At 72.5% G+C, this 17,089-nt stretch carries 18 protein-coding genes; 7 read left to right on the top strand and 11 right to left on the bottom strand.

From position 1 onward, the window contains the following. Positions 1 to 25: 25 nt before the first annotated feature. Both K5S26_RS10995 and K5S26_RS11000 read left to right on the top strand, forming a co-directional pair. Entirely contained in the window at positions 26 to 1,153 is a 1,128-nt protein-coding gene (locus tag K5S26_RS10995; RefSeq protein WP_221858036.1) for a serine hydrolase domain-containing protein, read from the top strand. A gap of 63 nt (positions 1,154 to 1,216) precedes the next feature. Next, the gene (locus K5S26_RS11000) at positions 1,217 to 1,660 is read left to right on the top strand and encodes a MarR family winged helix-turn-helix transcriptional regulator (RefSeq protein ID WP_221858037.1); all 444 of its coding nucleotides are present in this window, start codon (positions 1,217 to 1,219) and stop codon (positions 1,658 to 1,660) included. Between the two features lie 6 nt (positions 1,661 to 1,666). On the opposite strand, the gene K5S26_RS11005 is transcribed toward K5S26_RS11000, so the two are convergent. Continuing rightward, on the bottom strand, positions 1,667 to 2,632 hold the full coding sequence (locus K5S26_RS11005) for an AraC family transcriptional regulator (protein ID WP_221858038.1): 966 nt from the start codon (positions 2,630 to 2,632) through the stop codon (positions 1,667 to 1,669). A gap of 191 nt (positions 2,633 to 2,823) precedes the next feature. Between K5S26_RS11005 and K5S26_RS11010 the strand changes: the two genes are divergently transcribed. Continuing rightward, a complete protein-coding gene (locus K5S26_RS11010; RefSeq protein WP_221858039.1) occupies positions 2,824 to 4,302 on the top strand; it encodes an aldehyde dehydrogenase family protein in 1,479 nt (492 codons plus the stop codon). Beyond that, positions 4,299 to 5,414: an NAD(P)-dependent alcohol dehydrogenase gene (locus K5S26_RS11015; protein WP_221858040.1), complete on the top strand. Its 1,116-nt coding sequence runs from the start codon at positions 4,299 to 4,301 to the stop codon at positions 5,412 to 5,414. Before K5S26_RS11010 ends, K5S26_RS11015 begins: the two co-directional genes overlap by 4 nt. 14 nt (positions 5,415 to 5,428) lie before the next feature. On the opposite strand, the gene K5S26_RS11020 is transcribed toward K5S26_RS11015, so the two are convergent. The 8 genes from K5S26_RS11020 to K5S26_RS11055 form a co-directional block, all read right to left on the bottom strand. Continuing rightward, complete coding sequence (locus K5S26_RS11020) at positions 5,429 to 6,055, bottom strand: hypothetical protein (protein ID WP_221858041.1); 627 nt, start codon at positions 6,053 to 6,055, stop codon at positions 5,429 to 5,431. Positions 6,056 to 6,072: 17 nt separating this feature from the next. Continuing rightward, positions 6,073 to 6,423: a transcriptional regulator gene (locus K5S26_RS11025; protein ID WP_221858042.1), complete on the bottom strand. Its 351-nt coding sequence runs from the start codon at positions 6,421 to 6,423 to the stop codon at positions 6,073 to 6,075. A gap of 79 nt (positions 6,424 to 6,502) precedes the next feature. Then, positions 6,503 to 7,807, bottom strand: a complete 1,305-nt coding sequence (locus K5S26_RS11030) for an MFS transporter (protein WP_221858043.1) — start codon at positions 7,805 to 7,807, stop codon at positions 6,503 to 6,505. A gap of 70 nt (positions 7,808 to 7,877) precedes the next feature. Beyond that, complete coding sequence (locus K5S26_RS11035) at positions 7,878 to 9,053, bottom strand: acyl-CoA dehydrogenase family protein (RefSeq protein ID WP_221858044.1); 1,176 nt, start codon at positions 9,051 to 9,053, stop codon at positions 7,878 to 7,880. Further along, a complete protein-coding gene (locus tag K5S26_RS11040; protein WP_221858045.1) occupies positions 9,050 to 9,937 on the bottom strand; it encodes an amidohydrolase family protein in 888 nt (295 codons plus the stop codon). The genes K5S26_RS11035 and K5S26_RS11040 overlap by 4 nt, the downstream gene beginning before the upstream one ends. Next, positions 9,934 to 11,580 (bottom strand): AMP-binding protein, encoded by a 1,647-nt coding sequence (locus K5S26_RS11045; RefSeq protein ID WP_221858046.1) that lies wholly within the window; start codon positions 11,578 to 11,580, stop codon positions 9,934 to 9,936. Before K5S26_RS11045 ends, K5S26_RS11040 begins: the two co-directional genes overlap by 4 nt. A 29-nt stretch (positions 11,581 to 11,609) precedes the next feature. Beyond that, positions 11,610 to 12,515, bottom strand: a complete 906-nt coding sequence (locus K5S26_RS11050; RefSeq protein ID WP_221858047.1) for an SDR family NAD(P)-dependent oxidoreductase — start codon at positions 12,513 to 12,515, stop codon at positions 11,610 to 11,612. Beyond that, positions 12,512 to 12,976 carry a MaoC family dehydratase gene (locus K5S26_RS11055; protein ID WP_221858048.1) on the bottom strand — a complete coding sequence of 155 codons (465 nt, stop codon included), beginning with the start codon at positions 12,974 to 12,976 and terminating at the stop codon, positions 12,512 to 12,514. Before K5S26_RS11055 ends, K5S26_RS11050 begins: the two co-directional genes overlap by 4 nt. Before the next feature lie 232 nt (positions 12,977 to 13,208). Between K5S26_RS11055 and K5S26_RS11060 the strand changes: the two genes are divergently transcribed. Together K5S26_RS11060 and K5S26_RS11065 are read left to right on the top strand one after the other, a co-directional pair. Next, complete coding sequence (locus K5S26_RS11060) at positions 13,209 to 13,649, top strand: hypothetical protein (RefSeq protein ID WP_221858049.1); 441 nt, start codon at positions 13,209 to 13,211, stop codon at positions 13,647 to 13,649. Positions 13,650 to 13,838: 189 nt separating this feature from the next. Beyond that, positions 13,839 to 14,813: a diacylglycerol/lipid kinase family protein gene (locus K5S26_RS11065; protein WP_221858050.1), complete on the top strand. Its 975-nt coding sequence runs from the start codon at positions 13,839 to 13,841 to the stop codon at positions 14,811 to 14,813. Positions 14,814 to 14,893: 80 nt separating this feature from the next. Here the strand turns inward: K5S26_RS11065 and K5S26_RS11070 are convergent, their stop codons facing one another. After that, entirely contained in the window at positions 14,894 to 15,529 is a 636-nt protein-coding gene (locus tag K5S26_RS11070; protein WP_221858051.1) for an NADPH-dependent F420 reductase, read from the bottom strand. A gap of 70 nt (positions 15,530 to 15,599) precedes the next feature. Continuing rightward, positions 15,600 to 15,941 (bottom strand): CBU_0592 family membrane protein, encoded by a 342-nt coding sequence (locus K5S26_RS11075; RefSeq protein ID WP_221858052.1) that lies wholly within the window; start codon positions 15,939 to 15,941, stop codon positions 15,600 to 15,602. A gap of 145 nt (positions 15,942 to 16,086) precedes the next feature. Here K5S26_RS11075 and K5S26_RS11080 point away from each other — a divergent pair, with 145 nt between their 5' ends. Continuing rightward, the gene (locus K5S26_RS11080) at positions 16,087 to 17,019 is read left to right on the top strand and encodes a LysR family transcriptional regulator (RefSeq protein ID WP_221858053.1); all 933 of its coding nucleotides are present in this window, start codon (positions 16,087 to 16,089) and stop codon (positions 17,017 to 17,019) included. The last annotated feature ends 70 nt before the right edge of the window (positions 17,020 to 17,089 follow it).

Below are 17,089 nucleotides of genomic sequence, written 5' to 3' on the forward strand. Positions count from 1 at the left end.
CGCGAGGCTCGGTCAGGCTGAGGGCATGACCTCCCCGATCGAAGAGCTGCTCGCCTCCCACGTCGAACACGGCACGATTCCCGGCGCCGTCGCGATCGTCGGCGGGCCGGATGCCGAGCCGGTCGCGGTCGGACGGGCCGGCGTGCGCGGTGAGGCGCTGCGACCCGACGCGATCTTCCGAATCCAGTCGATGACGAAGGCCGTCACCTCGGTCGCTGCGCTGCGGCTCGTCGAGCAGGGACGCATCCAGCTCGACGACCCGGTCGAGCGTTGGCTGCCCGAGCTCGCCGATCGCCGCGTGCTCGTGTCGCCCGGCGCGGGACTCGACGACACCGTGCCCGCTCCGAGGCAGATCACGCTGCGCCACCTGCTCACGAACACGAGCGGCTACGGGCAGATCATCGACGACACCCCGCTGCACGACGCCATGATCGCGAACGGCACCGAGGCGGGGCCCGAGCCGGTCGAGCTCGGCGCCGACGAGTGGCTCGCGCGGCTGTCGGAGCTGCCGCTCGCCTTCGCCCCGGGGGAGGGCTGGCGCTACCACCTCTCCTTCGGGCTCCTCGGCATCCTGATCTCGAGGGTGACGGGCCGTCGGACCGGAGACCACCTGCGCGACGACCTCTTCGCGCCGCTCGGCATGGTCGACACGGGGTTCTTCGCGCCCGAGGCCGCGGCTCACCGCCTCCCCGCCGCGTACCGGCACGACGGCAGCGGTCTGATCGAGACCGAGCCGGCCGGCGGTGGCTTCTACGCGGGTGAGCCTCCGTTCGTCGTCGATCACGCCGAGCTCGTCTCCACGGCCGCCGACTACGCCCGGTTCCTGCGCATGCTCGCCGCCGGTGGCGTCGCGAACGGCGAGCGGATGCTGTCGGCCGAACACCTGGCGATGATGACGAGCGACCAGGTGCCGGCCGGCGCGAAGACCCCCGAGAGCTTCTTCCCGGGCTTCTGGGACGGCATGGGCTGGGGCTTCGGCGTGGGCGTGCAGACCACCGGGGCGCACGCCGGGCGCTATGGCTGGTCGGGCGGTCAGGGCACGGACTTCTATGTCGACCCCGACGGCACCATCGGGCTGCTGCTCATCCAGGTCGAGATGGGGCCGGCCGTCTTCCCTCTTCTCGGCGAGTTCCAGGAGATCCCGTCCCGGTGACCGGCGAGGGACCGGTCGTCGAGCTGCGGTGGCAGCGCCCACCGCGATCCTAGAGTGGAGCGCATGGAGTCGTTCAGCTTCGTGTACGTGGTCAAGCAGCTCGAGCTGGCGCTGCGACCGCGCATCGAGCACGCCGCGGCCGAGGGCGGCATGACCGCGGCGCAGTACACGGCGCTGACGGTGCTCCACCGGCGTCCGGGCATCACCAGCTCGGAGCTCGCGCGGCGGTCGTTCGTCCGACCGCAGACCATGGCCGGCACGCTCGACCCTCTGCTCGAGGCGGGGCTGATCCGCCGGGAGCGCGACCCCGAGCACGGACGGCGCATGCGCATCTTCCTCACCGACGAGGGCGAGGCGGCGATGGAGCGGACCGCGCCGCCCATCGAGGCCCTCGAGGAGCTGCTGGTCGGCGACCTGTCGGCCTCCGAGCGGGCGCAGTTCGCCGAGTACCTGCGCCGCGCGCGCAACACCATCGACGCGGCCGGGCATCGGGCGCCGTCGGCCTGACGACGGCTATCCGTCGAGACCGGCGATCGTGGCCGACGGGTTCTCGCCGTAGCGCTCGCGATAGCGGGCGGAGAAGCGACCGAGGTGCGAGACGCCCCACCGGCTCACGACGTCCTTCACCGTGCGCCCGCTGCCTGCCGCGTCGAGCAGCGCGAGGCGCGCGTACTCGAGCCGGAGCGAACGGAGGAGCTCGGAGGGCGTCGTGCCCCAGAGCTCGGCGGCCTGCTTCTCGAGCGTCCGCGGGCTGATGCCCGCCTCCCGAGCGATGTCCGCCACCGTGCCGCCCACGACGCCGCGCGTGTGCATGAGCACGAGGGCGTGGCGTGCGGCGCTCTCCGCGCTGTGGCGGGCTGCACGCACCTCGGAGGAGTACTCGTGCGGCGCGGCGCGCAGGAGCGTCGTCATCAGCGCATCGGGAAGCGTCCGCTCCACCGCGCCGTCCGGCCGTCGCGCGCGTCGGGACCACCAGTAGACGCGCCGGCTCAGCACGCTCCACGCCGAGCCGTCCCGAGTCGTCGTGTCGAGCCACCCGTCGAAGCGGACGGGGCGGGACGGCACGCGACCGGTGAGCGTGCCGAGCGCATGCTCGAGGCTCGCGCGATCGAGCTTGACGCCGAGCATGCGCGCCGGCTCGCGCCACCCCTGCAGCGTCGAGGGCTCGACGGGGCCGTGCACCGCCGCCGTCGTCGCCGTCGCGACGCCCTGGCTGCGGCCGTACGTCATCAGCACCCTCCCGTGCGTCATGAGGTTCACCTCGTAGGAGTCCACGAACTCGGCCGAGTCGACCCGCGTCGCGGTGCGGTACTCGAGCGTGCCCACCAGCACCGGGCCGAGGGTCCCTGCCCGCAGGCGCAACCCGAACGTGTCCGCCCTCACGCCGCGCAGGACATGCGGGAAGAAGGCACGCCCGCCCACCGCCCGAGCCTGGTCGATGCTGCGGGTGCTCAGATCGAAGATCTCCGTGTGCGACATGTCGGGACCCCATCGCTGCGACGGTGAGAGGACGGCGTCGTCTCTCGAGACGCAGTCTGCTCCATTTCAGGGAGGCTGACAAGTTCCAGGCCTATCCATTTCGCGAACGGCGCGTTGACCGACGTCGCAGGGAAGCGAAGCATCGTCGGCACACGAGCGGGAGGCCACCCGGTTCTCGACGAGGAGACGACATGACACAGCCGCTGCCCGAAGGCGGGACGACCGTACGAGGCGAGATCTGGATCGACGGGGGATGGCGGGAGGCGAGCGGGGGACGGTACGACGTCGAGGACCCCGCCACCGGGCGCGTGATCGGACGCGCGGGAGCCGCGAGCGTCGCGGACGTGGACGCGGCGGCGCGCGCGGCACGGAGGGCCTTCGACGACGGCCGGTGGTCCGGTCTGCCGGCTCGGGAGCGATCGCGCGTGCTGCTCCGCGCGGCGGCGCTGCTGCGCGACCGGGCCGAGGACTTCGCCCGCGCCGAGAGCGCGGACGTGGGCAAGCCAATCACCTTCGCGCGGATCATCGACGTGCCGAACTCGGCGGATCAGCTCGAGTACTTCGCGACGCTCGTCGCGACGTCCGAGGGCGCCGTCCGCGAGACGCCGCTGCCGGTGCATGCCTACACGCGCCGCGAGCCGCACGGCGTCGTCGGCGCGATCAGCCCGTTCAACTTCCCGCTCATCCTCTCGACGTCGAAGCTCGGGCCGGCGCTGGCCGCGGGCAACACGGTCGTCCACAAGCCGGCTCCCCAGACGCCGCTGAGCGCCCAGCTGCTCGCCGAGCTCTTCGCCGACGCGGGGCTGCCGGACGGCGTCTACAACCTGGTGACCGGCCCCGGGCCCGAGCTCGGCGACGCGCTGGTGCGCCACGACGCGGTCGACGCGATCGCCTTCACCGGATCGACCTCCGTGGGACGCGCCGTGGCCCGCACCGCGGGCGACCTGCTCAAGCCGGTCGCGGCGGAGCTCGGGGGAAACGCGGCCAACATCGTGTTCGCCGACGCCGACCTCGACGCCGCGATCGGCACGATCATCAACGCCTTCGCCTTCAACACGGGTCAGTTCTGCATGGCGGGGCCGCGGCTGCTCGTCGAGCGACCGGTCTACGAGACCGTGCTCGCCATCCTGTCGGAGGCGGTCGGGCAGGTGCCGCTGGGCAGCCCACGGGACGAGGGGACGCTGATCGGGCCGCTCATCAGCGGAGCGCACCGCGACCGCGTCGACGCGCACGTGCGCGACGCCGTCGCCGCCGGCGCGCGCCTCGTCGCGGGCGGCGAGCGCCTGGACCTCGACGGCGGCTACTTCTACGCGCCGACGGTGCTCGCAGACGTCGCGCAGGACGCGGTCGTCGTGCAGGAGGAGGTGTTCGGGCCGGTCCTCACCGTCCAGCCGTTCGACACGGAGGAGGAGGCGATCGCGCTGGCCAACGGCACCCCGTACGGGCTCGCCGCCGGGCTGCAGACCACGAGCATCGCCCGCGCACACCGGGTCGCCGCTCGGCTGCAGGCGGGGATCGTGTGGGTCAACGACTGGGGCCTGCTCGACGCGGCCGTGCCGTTCGGCGGCGTCAAGGCGTCGGGGTGGGGACGGGAGAGCGGGCCCGAGGCTCTGGCCTCGTACACCCACGTGAAGTCCGTCCTGGTGGCGCTCAAGGACGGCGCGCGATGAGCGTCACCGCCCGGGCGGCGGTCCTGCCGCGCGCCGGAGAGCCCTTCGTCGTCCGCGACATCCGGATCGAGGAGCCGCGCGACGACGAGGTGCTGGTGCGTCTCGTCGCGACGGGCCTCTGCCACACCGACCTCGGCGTCCGTTTCGGAGGGATCCCCTTCCCGCTGCCGGGCGTCATCGGCCACGAAGGGGCGGGCATCGTCCTCCGCGCGGGCTCCGCCGTGGACGAGGTCGAGCCGGGGGACAGCGTCGTGCTGAGCTTCTCCTCGTGCGGTGCGTGCGACTCCTGCGTCGCCGGCCGTCCCGCCTACTGCGTCGAGTGGTACGCCCGCAACATCGGCCGCGGGGCGCGCGCCGACGGGTCGACGGCCCTGTCGCTCGCGCAGGAGCCGCTCGGAGCGCACTTCTTCGGCCAGTCGTCCTTCGCGGAGTACGCGGTGGTGGATCGCCGCAGCGTCGTCAAAGTGCCCTCGGACGCGGATCTCGCGATGCTCGCCCCTCTCGGGTGCGGCGTGCTCACGGGGTTCGGCTCGGTGTGGAACGTCCTGGACGTGCAGCCCGCGCACCGGACGGCCGTGTTCGGCACCGGCGCGGTCGGGCTGGCCGGAGTGATCGCCGCCGCCCTGCGCGGGGCGCGCACGCTGATCGCCGTCGATGTCGTGCCGGAGCGGCTCGAGCTCGCCCGCGAGCTCGGCGCCACCCACACCTTCGACGGGCGCGATCCGGCGCTGGCCGATCGGATCCGCGAGGCCACCGGCGGCCTCGGCCTGCATCGCGCGTTCGATACGACGGGCAACCCGGGCGTCGGACGCACCGCGATCGACGCCCTCGGCACCGGTGGCACGGTCGCCGTCTGCGGTGCACCCCCGCCCGGCACGGAGATCCCGGTCGACATCCAGGGCGTCCTCGTCGGCAAGTCGCTCGTCGGGGTGACGATGGGCGCCGCCGATCCTCGAGAGCTGATCCCCGAGCTCGTCCGGCTGCACGCCGACGGCGAGCTGCCGCTGGAGCGACTCGTCGGGCACTACCCCCTCGATCGGATCGAGGACGCGGTGGCGGACATGCACGGCGGGCGCCGCGTGAAGCCCGTCATCGTCTTCGGCGACCGCTGATCGCCGGGGTAGCGTCAGGCGGGCTCGCCCGCCTCGCGGGCGGGGATGTCGACCGCTCGGGCGGGGGAGGGGTGCATCTCCAGCGCGAACGTCGCCGTGCCGTCGTCGAGCTGCGTGGTGAGGACCGCCTCCGCGATGTGCAGCGGGGTGTCGTGGATGCGCACGCGCGCCGTGGTGAGCTCCGGGAACGGTCCGCCGCCGGCCTCGCCGCAGCCCGCGAGCATGTCGTCCAGCGTGCTGCGGAGCTCGGCGGGCACCCGTTCGGTGGCGGAGGAGGCGGAGATCGGCACCTCGATCACGGACCCGTCGCCGGCGACGTGCTGTTCGAGATCTGCTCCGTAGAGGACGGTCAGAAGGGCCAGCGGGCCGAGCGCCGGTCGAGGCAGGTCGATCGTGGTCCACCTGCCACCTGGTGCGCGGGTGTGCAGCACTCCGGCATGCGAGATGTTCTCGGCGCGGCTCGTCTTGGCGGGCGCGTCCGTGTCGGGCATCAGGAAGTCCACCGTGGAGCGGCTCACGTCGTCGCGCGGACTGACGTAGGCGTTCTCGGTGATCTGGATGCCGGCGACGGCCTGCACGTACGAGGCCTCGAACGCCTCCGCGGTGAGCGTCGCGGTCAGGGCCTCTCTGAGAGTGGACATCGCTGTTCCCTTCTGGTCTAGGTCTGGTCGCGGGGCGGGGCCCCGTGGGTGATCTGCGCGAGCCAGGCAGCGTGACGCCGGTAGGACCGTCGCCCTTCGGGCGTCAGCGTCAGGACGGCGACGGGGCGCTGGCGCTCCGCGCTCTGCGCGTGCTGCTTCGACTGCGCGACGAGGCCGGCATCGGCGAGCACGCGCACGTTCTTCGACAGATGCGAATCGCTGATGCCGAGCGCCGACTGCAGGTCCGCGAAACGCAGCGACTCGGTCTCCGCGAGCATCGCGCAGACCTGCAGCCGGATCGGCGAGTGGATGACCTCGTCGAACGCGGGACGATCGTCCGACGGGTCGGAGCGGCGCACGCTTGCCATGTCGGCAAGTCTCACACGGACTTGCCGACATGGCAAGCGTCATCGCCGCGAGGGTCCCTCCGTCAGACGCCCAGCGGACCTACTCGGTGTCGGCCGGTGTGCGGAACCTGCCCCACGCCAGCGTGCACGCCGCGGTCAGCAGCGACGCGACGACGATGTAGATCGCGATGGGGGCGGTCGATCCGGACGACGCCAGCAGCGCGGTCGCGATGAGCGGGGCGATGCCGCCGCCGACGATCGCGCCGAACTGGTACGCCATGCTGACGCCCGTGTAACGCAGCCGGCTCGGGAACGTGCGGGCCAGCAGCGGCGGCACGACCGCCCAGGCGAACGAGGTCGACGCGTGGGCGACGATCGTGCCGGCGGCCGCCAGCCAGATCTCCCCCGTGTCGAACAGCAGGAAGAACAGCACGGCCGTGACCGCCATGAGCACCCCTCCGAGAGCGCCCATCGGCACGAGGCCCCACCGGTCGGCGATCCGCGCGAGCACCGGGATCATCACGATCTGCAGCACGCAGCAGACGATGCCGATCCACAGCAGCGCCGACTGCGCGTAGCCGAGCTCGGCGGTGCCGTAGCTGAGCGCCCACGTCAGCACGATGTACGACAGGATCGACGGCACGCCGGCGATGACGATCGTCAGCAGCAGCTGGGGAGTGAAGCGCGCGAAGACCTCCAGGAACGGCACCCGGGCCGGGGCGTCCTTGACCGCGGTCTCGAACAGCGGGCTCTCCGTGAGGCTGCGACGCGCCCAGATGCCGACCACCACGAGCACGACGCTCACGACGAACCCGATGCGCCACCCCCAGGTGACGAACGCGGGACCCGTCGCGGCGAGCAGGACGATCATCATCAGGTTCGCGAGCATGAGCCCCGCGGGCAGGCCGATCATCGGCGCGGCCCCGTACAGCGCCCGGCGTCGCGGCGGGGCGTACTCGACGGCCATCGTGACCGCGCCGCCCCACTCGGCGCCCACGCCGAGCCCCTGCGCGAGGCGCAGGATCACCAGCAGGACGGGAGCCGCGAGCCCGATCGTCTCGTAGTTCGGCACGAGGCCGATCAGCACCGTGGCGCCGCCCATCACCAGGAGCGAGAGGATGAGCATCCGCTTGCGTCCGATGCGGTCGCCGAAGTGCCCCGCCAGGATGCCGCCGACGGGGCGTGCGACGAAGCCGAACGCGAAGGTCGCGAACGCCCCCAGCTGGCTCGCGGTCGGGTCGTCGGACGGGAAGAACTGCGGCCCGAAGACCAGCGCCGCGCTCGCCGCATAGAGGAAGAAGTCGTACCACTCGATCGTGGTGCCGAGGAACGTGGCGCCGACGACGCGGCGCGCCTCTCGGCGCAGCCGCGGATCCGCGGCATCGGGGGTGGGGGATGTGCTCATGTCGGTCCTCCTTGACCGGTGTGAGGAGCGGCGCGGGTTCGCCGCAGGGGGGATGAGCGGGAGGTCGCGCTCAGCGGGCGAACGCGGAGTGCCCGGTGATCGCCCTCCCGACGATCAGGTGGCTGATGTCGTGGGTGCCCTCGTACGTGTAGAGGGCCTCGGCGTCGGCGAAGAACCGCGCCACGGCGTGGTCGGCACGGATGCCCTCGGCCGCCACGATCTCGCGGCCGAGGGCGACCGTCTCCCTCAGGGCATCGCTCGTCCAGGCCTTGGCGAGCGCGGCGTTGCGCTCGCCCTCCCCGCCCGAGCGGCCCGACAGCGTCAGGCCCACGGCCATCGCGAGCGAGGCCGTCGCGTTGCCGAGCATGCGGGCGAGCTTGTCCTGCACGAGCTGGAAGGCGGCGATCGGCCGCCCGAACTGCACGCGTCCCAGCGCGTGGGCGCGTGCAGCCTCGTACGCGCCGGTCTGCATGCCCGCGGCGAACCACGCGACGTCGGGCCGCAGCGACTCGAAGATGCGCGCCAGGTCGCGTGCGTCCGTCACGCGGGCCAGGCGCGCGTCGTCGCCCACCCGCACATCCCGCAGCTCGATGTCGGCGTTGCGCACGAGCCGCACCGAGATCTTGTCGTCTATCTCGTCCAGGCGCACGCCCGGTGCGTCGCGGGGCACCAGGTAGACGCCCGCGGCGCCGTCCTCGTCCACCGCGGCGACGGCGAGCAGGTCCGAGACGGCGGCGTTGCCGATCCAGCGCTTGCGCCCGCTGATCCGCCATCCCGTCCCGTCGCGCACGGCCCGGGTGGTCATGCCGCGCGTGGCGTCCGATCCGTGGTCGGGCTCCGTGAGCGCGAAGCAGCCGGTCGTCCGGAACGCGGCGATGTCGGCGTCGAGCGCGGCGACCTGGTCGGGCGACCCGCCCTCGCGGACGACCGTCCGGAACATGTTCGCCTGACCGCCGTAGAGCATCGCGACGGACAGGTCGACACGGGCGAGCTCGAAGCCCCGGAACCCGACGTAGAGCGGCCGCGGCCGGCCGTCGGCGCCGAGCACCGCGGGGTCGTCGTCCAGGCGGAGCGTGGCCAGCTCCTCCCGCACGTGCGGCGGGCAGTGCGCGTCGCGCCACCACGCGCCGACGTGCGGGCGCACGTGCGCGTCGAGATACCGCCGCAGCTCGGCGAGCTTCGCGCGCTCGGCGTGGGTGAGCAGCTCGGCGTACCCGAACGGATCGACCGCGTCGTCGGCGCTCATCGGCCCTGCAGCCCCAGAAGGCGTGTGGCGTTCTCCTTGAGGATGCGTGCCACGGCCTGGTCGGGGAAATCGAGCGCCGCGAAGTCGGCGAACCAGCGCTCCGGTGTCAGCGCGGGGAAGTCCGAGCCGTACAGCATCTTGTGCGACAGGTAGGACCGGGCCGCGCGACGCAGGGGCTCGCTGAAGTACTTGGGCGACCAACCCGAGAGGTCGATCCAGGTGTTCAGCTTGTGGGTGGCGATCGAGATCGCCTCCTCCTGCCAGGGCACGCTCGGGTGCGCCATGACGATCTGCAGTGCGGGATGGCGGGCCGCGACGTCGTCGAGCAGCGCCGGGTTCGACAGCCCCAGCCGCAGCCCCAGGCCGCCCGGCGTGCCGGCGCCGACCCCGGTCTGCCCCGTGTGCACCACGACGGGCAGGCCGAGCTCCTCGATCGCGGCGAAGAGGGGGATGTGCGCCGGGTCCGACGGATCGAAGCCCTGCACCGTCGGGTGGAACTTGAACCCCCGCACGCCGAGCTCCTCCGCCTGCCGTCGTGCCTCGTGGGCCGCCGCCTCGCCGAGCAGCGGATCCACGGTCCCGAACGGGATGAGCACGTCTGCGTTGCGCTCGGCGCCTGCCACCAGGTCGTCGACGCTGTTCGGCCGGTGGCCGAGATGGGTGCGCGCGTCGACCGTGAACACCACCGCCGCCACCCGCTGCTCGCGGAAGCGGGCGGCCGTCTCGTCCACGTCGAGCGGAGGGTCGCTCTGGCCGAAGTAGCGGTCCATCGCCTCGAGGAAGGCGGGTGGCAGCGCCCGCCGGCCCGCGGAGTCGATCTGCACGTGCACGTGCGTGTCGATCGCGTCGAAGGCATCGGGGTCGAGGCTGAGCCGGTACGTCACTTCGTCACCCTCATCGTTCCCGTCGGCGCGATCGACGGGTCGATCTGCGGGGCGACGGCGGCCTTGAGACGCGCCAGGTCGACCTTGCCGTGCGGGCTGCGGTCGAGCGTCGAACGGAACACGACGTTCCGCGGGCGCTTGTATCCGGCCAGGCGCGCGTCGAGGTGCGCACGCAGCTCTCCGTCGTCGACCGGCTCGCCGTCCGGCGTGGCGACGACCGCGGTCACGACCTCGCCGTAACGGGCGTCGGGCATGCCGAAGACGACCGCGTCGACGATCAGCGGATGGTCGAGCAGCGCCTGCTCGACCTCGGCCGGGTACACCTTCTCGCCGCCGGTGTTCACGACGGCGCTGCCGCGTCCCAGCAGCTCGACCGTGCCGTCCCCGCGCGCGACCGCCCAGTCGCCGGGCACGACGTGCCGCACGCCGCGGATCAGCGGGAACGCCTCGCGCGTCTTCTGCTCGTCGTGGAAGTAGCCCTTCGGCAGCGTGCCGCGGAAGCCGAGGATCCCGCGACCGCCCTCCAGATGCGCGACGTCGTTGCGCTCCTCGTCGAGCACCACGGCACCCGGCAGCAGCCGCAGCTCGCCGGGCAGGTCATCCGCCGAGCGCGTGACGTTGACGGCGTACGGCCCGCCCTCGGTCGAGGCCAGCAGATCGGTGATCGCGATGTCCCCGACGTCGTGCACGCGCCGCTTGACCTGCGGGCTCAGCCGCATGCCGGAGCTGATGATCGAGGCCACGCGCCCGAACGGCACCAGTCCGAGCGACTCCACCGCCTCCACGAGCGGCAGCGCGATCGCGTCGCCGGCGACGACGATCCGCGTCGCGCCGGCGTCCACCGCGAAGCGCGCCGCGGCCTCGCTGTCCAGCCGCGGGCTCGGGAGCATCAGGATCGATCCGCCGAGCGCCAAGGTGTTCATCGAGGTGAACAGGGCGGTGCCGTGCATGAGCGGGGCGAGGGGCAGCGACACGGTCGCCGGTGTCGCCGGGTCGGCGGCGACCGCCACGGCCTCGTCGAGCGTCGCGGGCATCGGAAGCCCCGCCGTGCCGTAGATGGAGTACATCTGCACGTCGAGGATGTCCGCGGCGTCCCATACCACTGCGCGCGGGCGCCCCGTCGTGCCGCCGGTGAACAGGCGCAGCTCGCCGCCTGCCGGCGGGGTGGCCGGCAGCGGCGCCTCGCCGGAGGTCGCCTTGTCCCAGGGGGTCGTGTCCGGGAGGTCCGCTGTCGGCACGGGGCCGTCGCCGGTGTCGTCGATCTCGACGAGGGGCAGTCGCAGGCCGTCGACGGCTTCGTGCACCACGTCGCGCAGCGAGCGGGGATGGATCAGCGTCCGCACCTCGGCGTCCTCGAGGAGGGGGCGCAGCTCGGCCGGCCGGTAGCGGAAGTTCATCGGCACGGGCGCGAAGCCGCAGGCGAAGCAGGCGAACAGGGCCACGACGTACTCGGGGCGGTTGTAGCTGAAGATCGCGACGGAGTCGCCCGGCTCGACGCCCTGCGTGCGCAGGTGGCCCGCCAGCGCCCCGGCCTCGGTGACCAGCCGGTCGTAGGTGAGCACCTCCTCCGGCGTGACCACCGCCGGCCTGTCGGGGAACGCGCGCGCCACCGCCTGCCAGATGTCGCTGTAATGACCTCTCACCCGAACTCCCTTGTTCGTGTCGCGCCCGGTCAGCCGAGGGTCGGAGGGCCTGATCGCTGGGCCTGCCCGGCGAGCGTCGCGCGCCAGGCGTCCCCGATGTCCTCCGGCGACCACCCGCCGGTCTCGTCCAGCGTGGCGAGGACGGCCGGGTGGGAGTACAGTGTCAGCCGATCGCCGCCGATGCCGATCGCCTGTCCTGTCACGTCCGCGGAGTCGTCGGAGGCGAGCCAGACGACCAGCGGTGCGACGTCGTCCGGGGTGCCGAGGGCGTGGTCCTTCCGGAACTCCTCGGGGATGGGCTCGCCCGCCTGGAACCTCTCCCACACCTCGGCGTAGGCGGGGATCGTGGCGGTCATCGGGCTGAGCGCCGTGGGGATCACGGCGTTGGCCGTGATCCGGTCGCGGACCAGCTCGAGCGACCAGGTGCGCGCCATCGCCACGAGCCCGGCCTTCACCGCCGCGTAGTTGGTCTGGCCGAAGCTGCCGAACTGCCCGGCAGGCGACCCGATCACGATGATCCGTCCGCCCTCTCCGCGCGCCCGCATCGAGGCGGCGGCCGCGCGTCCGCACGTGAAGGTGCCGCGCAGGTGGGTCTCGACCACGGCGTCGAAGTCGTCGTCGCCCATCTTCCACAGCACGCGGTCGCGCAGCACGCCGGCGTTGGCGACGAGGACGTCGAGCCGCCCGAAGCCCTCCTCGGCCGCGGCGACGAGCCGATCGGCCGTCTCTGCCGGGCCGACCGGCGCGATCACCGAGATCGCCCTGCCCCCGTCGCGCTCGATGTCGGCGACCGTGGCGGCGGCCGTCTCGGCGTCGACGTCGTTGACGACCACCGCCGCGCCGGCCGACGCCAGCGCGAGCGCGTAGGCGCGTCCGAGGCTGCGGCCGGCGCCCGTCACCACGGCGACCTTGCCGTCGAGCCGGACCGCGCTCATCGGTAGTACCTCAGCACGAGCTCGGCCGCACAGGCCGGCTTCTCGGACCCCTCGACCTCGAAGGTGACGGGGGTCTCGATCTGGAAGCCCCCGGGGATCTCCTGCACGCTGCGCAGCTCGCCGTGGGCGCGGATGCGCGAGCCGACCGGGACGGGAGCGGGGAACCTCACCCGGTTCAGGCCGTAGTTCACGCCCATGCCGAAGCCCGTCACCTCGAAGACCTCGGCCATCAGCGGCACGACCAGGGACAGCGTGAGCAGCCCGTGCGCGATCGTCGTCGCGTAGGGCGTCGTGGCGGCGAACGCCGCGTCCACATGGATCGGATTGTGATCGCCCGTCACCTTCGCGAACAGGTCGACGTCCTCCTGCGTCACCGGCCGCCAGGACGACGGCCCGAAGCGGCTGCCGGCATGGGCGGGAAGGTCGTCGAGCGCGAGGGACAGGTGTGGCGCGTCGTTCATCCGGAGGTTCCTCGATCCGCTTCGTCGCGAGAAGGGTGTGCACTGCCAATGACAGGTACCCTGAAAAGGTAAGTGTCGCGCCCGCGTCTGTCAACACCTCCGCGCGTGACGGCCCGGTCTAGACTGCGACCGAGCCACGAGAGAGGACGCACGACCGTGACACCCAGAGCCGCCCTCCCGACCGAGGCACTCCCCGCCCCGTCGACGCCCTCCGCGACCTCGCCGCGGAGCGATGGCTGACCTGGCGGGCGCGATCGCCGCGCTGCGCCAGCTGGAGACGCCGGACTCGAGCGTCGCCGTCTCCGGCACGGTCGTCGAGGTCGAGGTGCGCTACCGGGACGTCTCACAGCTCACGGGCGGTGCCGGACGAGGCCGCGCCGCGTTCGTCGTCGAGGTGAGCTTCGACGAAGCCGCCGGCGAGTACCGCCTGCGCCTCGTCGACCAGCGCGCCTCCGCGCAGATCAGCACCGGCGGCCTCTCCGGCTCCTACTCCTCGACGACCATGCTGAGCGGAACGATGCGCACGCGATCCTTCGCCCGGGGCTCCCATGCGGGCGAGCAGGGGTACGGCCAGGACTTCGACTCGAAGCCGTGGCAGGACGCCGTGGTGCAGCGGGTCGAGGCCCATGGCTGGACGAGACGCAAGGGCTTCTGGGGGCGTCTGTTCTCGTAAGGCGCTCCGCGGAGTCCGTGCCGTCGAGAGCGCGTGCGGCGAGCGTCGGGCCGCGACGGCGAGAGAGGTCGACGCCGCGTTCCCTCGCCGCGTTTTCGGAGAGGCGCGCTCTGCACGGGTCCGGCCCGAGTCTGTCAACACCTGGGCGGATGATGGCCCTCACGGGGCTCGGGACGCCATGATGGGGACGTGGACACCACCATCGCGATCGTCTGGAACCCGTCGAAGACCGACCGCGAGACCCTCGAGAAGGGGCTCGCGAAGGCCATCGCGACTCGAGGGAAGGGGATCGGGAAGGCGTCGTCCGGCGAACCGGAGCCCGAGGTCACCTGGTGGGAGACCACCGTCGACGACCCGGGTCAGGGCATCGCCGAGAAGGCCCTCGCGACGAGGCCCGATCTGCTCATCGTCGCGGGCGGCGACGGGACGGTCCGAGCGGTCGCCGAGCACGTCGCCGACGCCGAGGCCGACGTCGCGCTCGGGATCGTGCCGCTCGGCACCGGGAACCTCTTGGCGCGCAACCTGGACGTGCCGGTGGGCAACGTGGCGAACGCCTTCGCCCGGGCGCTGTCCGAGGGCGATCGCTCCGTCGACGTCGGCTGGGTCGAGGTCGACCTGGAGGGCGGCAAGGAGCGCCACGGCTTCGTGGTGATGATCGGGTTCGGCATCGACGCCCAGATGATCGCGGAGACCGACGAGGACCTCAAGGCGAAGGCCGGATGGCTGGCGTACGTCGAGTCGCTCGGGCGCGCCCTGAAGGCCAACGAGATCGTCCCGTTCCACATCGCGAAGGACGACGAGCCCGGACGCGACGAGCAGGGCCACACACTCCTGATCGGCAACTGCGGAGTGCTTCAGGGGGGCTTCCCCGTGCTCCCCGACGCCGACCCGTCCGACGGCGAGCTCGACTACCTCGTGCTGAGCGCCGAGGGGGTGGGCGAGTGGCTCGGAACGCTCAAGACGATGGTCTGGGACAACGGGCTCAAGCGGCTGACCGGCGCTCGCGATGAGGACGCGACGAGCGAGGCGGTCAATCTGGGCCGGGCTCGCCGGATCTCTGTGTCGCTGCCGGAGCCGCGCGGCTTCCAGATCGACGGAGAGGGCATGGGCGAGACGACGTCGTTCGAGGTCTCGATCCAGCCGGGCGCGATCCGCGTCCGCTGACCCTCCGAGTCAGCGGCCCGCTGGCCGATGACCAGACCGGACAGACTCGAAAGTCCCCGCTCCCCGCGGGGACTTTCGAGTCAGCGGGTCGCGCGGTCCAGGTTGTCCCGCAGCTCCGTCGCGTTCTGCCGGACGACGTAGGCGGGCTGGTCCCGCTCCACGCGCCAGCTGTCGGCGAGCGGCGTGATCGCCACCGTGTCGAAGCCGAAGGAGTCGTAGACCTCGGTCACGAGGTCGATGGCCTCGGGGAAGTCGCTCGACGTCGCCAGAGCCCGCCGGTCGGCGCTGCCCGCCGGGGTCCCGTCGGTGAGGATCTGGGTCGACATGATGTGGTTGAAGGCCTTGACGACCCTCGACCCGGGCAGGCGGCGTTGGAGCATCTCCGAGGTCGTCGTCTGCTTCTGGTCGAGCTCGGCGACGTGCCCGTCGCGCTCCCAGTAGTAGTTGTTCGTGTCGAGCACGACCTTGCCGCGCAGCGGCTCGACGGGGATGTCGTCGATCGCGCTGAGGGGGACGGTGACGACGACCCATTCGCCCGCCGCCGCGGCCTCCTCGGCCGTTCCGGCGGCGGCGCGCTCGCCGAGGTCGGACACGAGCTCCGAGAGGGTCTCCGGGCCGCGGGAGTTGCTGACGACCACGTCGAAGCCGCGTTCGACGAGGCCGCGCGCCAGGGTCGAGCCGATGTTTCCTGCACCGATGATTCCCACACGAGTCATACCAGCCTCAATGCATCGGGCGGTGCCGCTATTCCGCAGCTCGCCGCCGCGATCGGGGCGGCTCGGCGGATCAGCCCTCGACGATGCGGATGCCGCGCGTGATCACGTCGATCGGGCTCGTGAGCGCCGCGGGCTCGGCTGCGGGCGTCGCCACCGGCGACAGCGGCGCCGGCCGCCGCAGCGCGCAGGCGAGCGTGTAGAGACCGAGCACCGCCCACACGCCGTTCGAGGCGGCCGCCGGCCAGGCCTGGTAGAGCGTGCTGCCGATCGCGCCCAGGGTCCCGCCGACCGCGTTCATCGCGGCGTAGGCCGTGGAGGTCGCGGCGATCCGGCCGCGCGCGAGGAGCAGGTAGGCGGTGAACGTGCCGATCGTGCCCGACCAGCCGAGAACCCCGGCGATGAGGGTGTCCACCCGTCGAGCCTCCCGCTCCTTGTCCGTGCCTGTGATCCGAGTCCGCTCGGGGCGTCCTCCCGTCGCGTGACGGGTCCACGCTAGGCGGCGGAGAACATTCAGGACAAGTTGATTAATAGCAAGGGGGGATTTAGTGTTTCTGTACATGTCTCTCTCGCCGTCGCGCCTGCCGTACTTCCTCGCAATCGCACGGCACGGCGGCGTGCTGGCCGCGGCGGATGCCCTCCGGGTGTCGCCCTCCGCCGTCTCCCAGCAGCTGTCGCGGCTGGAGGCCGAGGTCGGCCACGCGCTGGTCGAGCGCACGCCGCGCGGGGTGGTGCTGACCCCGGCGGGCCGCGAGATCGTCGAGCTCGCGGAGACGATCGAGCGGGAGATCGACGACGCCGAGCACCGCATCGCCGCCACCGCCGAGGACGCGGTCGGGATCGTGCGGCTCGGCGGCTTCCAGACCTTCCTGACCGCGGTGCTGGCCCCCGCGCTGCCCCGGTGGCGCGCGGAGCTCCCCGCCGTCTCCGTCGAGATCACCGAGGGCACGCGGGGCACGCTCCTTCGCGCGTTGCGCTCGGGCGACCTGGATCTCGTCGTCGTGGAGTACGACGCGGCAGAGGCGGCTCCCGCCCTCGGGGCCGGCGTGCGGGAGATCCCGCTCCTCGACGATCCCTGGCGCCTGGTCGCGCCGGCCGGCTCCTTCGCCGCGATGGAGCACGTCGAGCTCGAGCGTCTCCGCGTTCCCTGGCTGGGAGTCGAGGCGTCCGCGGCCACGTTCGAGGCGGTGCGGCGGGTGCGTGCGCCGCTGGCCGGCTCGACCGAGGCGCACACGTACGGCGATCTGTCGACGGCCCTCGCGCTGGTGGCCGCGGGGGAGGGGATGACCCTGCTGCCGCAGCTGGCCCTGCAGGGCGCCCTGCCGGAGGGGCTGGAGGTCGCCGACGTGCCCGGCCTCGGCGCCCGCCGCCTGGCGCTCCGGCACAGGCTGGGGCGGCACGGGCCGACCCCGGCGATCCAGGCGGCGATCGACTTCCTGCGCGCGTCCGCGGCGTCGTTCCAGGCGGATCCGGCGACCGACGTCGCCGGATGACGTGTGTTACGACCTCGTGACGAGTTGCGGTCTACGGGTGTCCACCCCTTATCGTTCAGGTGAACGACGA

This window comes from Microbacterium marinilacus, from assembly GCF_019753765.1.
GTDB classification, from domain to species: domain Bacteria; phylum Actinomycetota; class Actinomycetes; order Actinomycetales; family Microbacteriaceae; genus Microbacterium; species Microbacterium marinilacus.